This is a genomic window from Pseudomonas emilianonis (assembly GCF_023072625.1).
Taxonomy (GTDB): Bacteria; Pseudomonadota; Gammaproteobacteria; order Pseudomonadales; family Pseudomonadaceae; genus Aquipseudomonas; species Aquipseudomonas paraveronii.
Map to the genome: position 1 here is coordinate 1 of NZ_JAKNRV010000570.1, position 2,234 is coordinate 2,234.

General features: G+C 64.2%; 3 protein-coding genes and 1 pseudogene. All 4 read left to right on the top strand.

Annotated elements, in window-relative coordinates:
* Positions 1-893: FliI/YscN family ATPase (locus L9Z73_RS29435; protein WP_247408398.1), on the top strand; the 893-nt coding region annotated here is incomplete at its 5' end.
* Positions 880-1,308 carry a type III secretion system stalk subunit SctO gene (gene sctO / locus L9Z73_RS29440; protein WP_247408400.1) on the top strand — a complete coding sequence of 143 codons (429 nt, stop codon included), beginning with the start codon at positions 880-882 and terminating at the stop codon, positions 1,306-1,308. The genes L9Z73_RS29435 and sctO, both read left to right, overlap by 14 nt.
* Complete coding sequence (locus L9Z73_RS29445) at positions 1,305-1,763, top strand: type III secretion system HrpP C-terminal domain-containing protein (protein WP_247408402.1); 459 nt, start codon at positions 1,305-1,307, stop codon at positions 1,761-1,763. The genes sctO and L9Z73_RS29445 overlap by 4 nt, the downstream gene beginning before the upstream one ends.
* A pseudogene (locus L9Z73_RS29450) lies at positions 1,760-2,234 on the top strand (YscQ/HrcQ family type III secretion apparatus protein); the annotation flags it as partial. The gene L9Z73_RS29445 and the pseudogene L9Z73_RS29450, both read left to right, overlap by 4 nt.

A 2,234-nucleotide genomic window follows, 5' to 3' on the forward strand; every position in this document is an offset into this window, starting at 1 on the left:
CCACTGGCGTGCGCTCGATCGATGGCCTGCTGACGTTGGGCGAGGGCCAGCGCGTCGGGCTGTTTGCCGGCGCCGGTTGCGGCAAAACCACGTTGTTGGCCGAGATCGCCCGTAACGTGGAATGCGATGTGATTGTGTTCGGCTTGATCGGTGAGCGGGGCCGGGAATTGCGTGAATTCCTCGACCACGAACTGGATGATCAATTGCGTGCCAAGGCCGTGTTGGTGTGCGCCACGTCCGACCGCTCCAGCATGGAACGTGCGCGGGCCGCGTTCACGGCGACCGCACTGGCCGAAGGTTTCCGGCGCAAGGGCAAGCGGGTGTTGTTGCTGATCGACTCCTTGACCCGTTTTGCCAGGGCCCAGCGCGAAATCGGCCTGGCCGCCGGCGAACCCTTGGGCCGTGGTGGTTTGCCGCCCTCGGTGTACAGCTTGTTGCCGCGCTTGGTGGAGCGCGCCGGGTTAACGCGCGAAGGCGTGATCACCGCGATCTACACCGTGTTGATCGAGCAAGACTCGATGAGCGATCCGGTGGCCGATGAAGTTCGTTCGCTGCTCGACGGCCATATCGTGCTGTCTCGCAAGCTGGCCGAGCGTGGCCACTACCCGGCGGTGGATGTGCTGGCGAGCCTTTCGCGAATTTTGAGCAACGTTGCCGAGCCTGCGCACATCCAGGCCGGTACGGCGTTGCGTCGTCTGTTGTCGGCTTACCAGCAGATCGAGCTGATGCTCAAGTTGGGCGAGTACCAGCCCGGTAACGATGAGCTGACCGATCTGGCCGTGGACAGCCGCCAGGCGGTGGATGGTTTCTTGCGCCAGGACTTGCGTGAGCCCTCGCCGATCACCACGACCCTGGATCACTTGATGGAGCTGACTGCCTATGTCCCTTTCTGAAGTCTTGTCGGGTGAAATCGACACCTTGCGGCGTTTGCGTCGCTACCGCGCAGACCGCGCCGAACGTGCGCTGCGCGAGGCCAAGCGAGCACAGCAAGCACTGGTCGCGCATATCCAGCAGGCCCAGGCGACGCTTGAGCAAACGCGCCTGGAAGAGGCCCGACAATGCGCGCAACTGCTGAGTGAACACCAGGGGCAGGTGGTGACCTTCAAGGCGCTGAAAACCTGGAGCGCCAAGGAGCACGACTTGTCGGCCGGCACCCGCCGCGAAGAAAGCCAGTTGAAGGACCTGCAAGGGCAGCGCGAAGAGCAGGCGGCGCAGGTCGGCAGTGCGCAAAAACAGGTGACGTTGTGCCTGCGCCAGGTGGAAAAAATCCAAGAACTCTCCCATTTACTGACGCAGGAACCGCTATGAACCCCGTTTCCGTCATCCCGCCTGAACGCCTGAACCTGCGTGAGTTTCGGCTAGATCGTGTACCGGTGATCGACGCTTTGGTGCCGTGGGAGGACCGGCGACTGTTTGCCCAGTTGTTGAATGATGACAGCCACGACGCGGGCCAATGGCCGTCCCTGGCCGGAATCAAGGTTTCAGGCGATATCTCCCTGGTCGATGCGTTGAGCGAGCGACTGGTTTCGCGGATTGACGGCGCTTCGCAGTGGCCGCTGACGGCGGTCTTGTACTTGCCGCACCTGGGGCGGATCGACAGCCGGATCGGTCGAGAGCAGGGCGCCTGGACGATTGAGTTGCAGGCGGAGCGCGAGAGCACGACGCGCTGGCTCAGCGGGGTACGGCAGCAGTCTGAGCAAAGGCTTGCCGAGAGCCTGGCGCGGCCGGTCAGCCTGCGCTTAACCCACACGGCGCCGGCATGATGATGCCCGCTCTGGCGTTGCCCACGGTCAAGGGCGATGTGGCGGCGGCCCGGCAGCGCTTGGGGCGTGGATTGCGTATGCCGTATCAGGTTGGCGAGCTGCGTGGCGAGTTACGGCTGGAGCCCGGCACTGCCCCCGTGGGCATCCAGCCGCTGTGTTTCGAAACCGCCTGCGGCGTATTGGGGTTCAGTGAGCCGGGGCCGCAATTCAGCTTGCTGGGCGAATGCCCGGTGACGTTGGCGCAGGCGGGCAACGATCCGGACTCCTGGTTCTGGGCCTTGTTTCAGCATCATTTGAGCGCCCAGGTGCGGGCGCTGTTCGGGCATCTGCGACTACTGCCCTCTGCCCGGCCTTTGAACTTCGGTTGCCGGCTGTGCGTGACGCTCGGCGCGTCCCACGTCGTGGGCTACCTGTGGCTGTCGGCGCAGAGCTTTCTGGCGTTGTGCGAGGCGGGGGCATGGCGCCGCATGG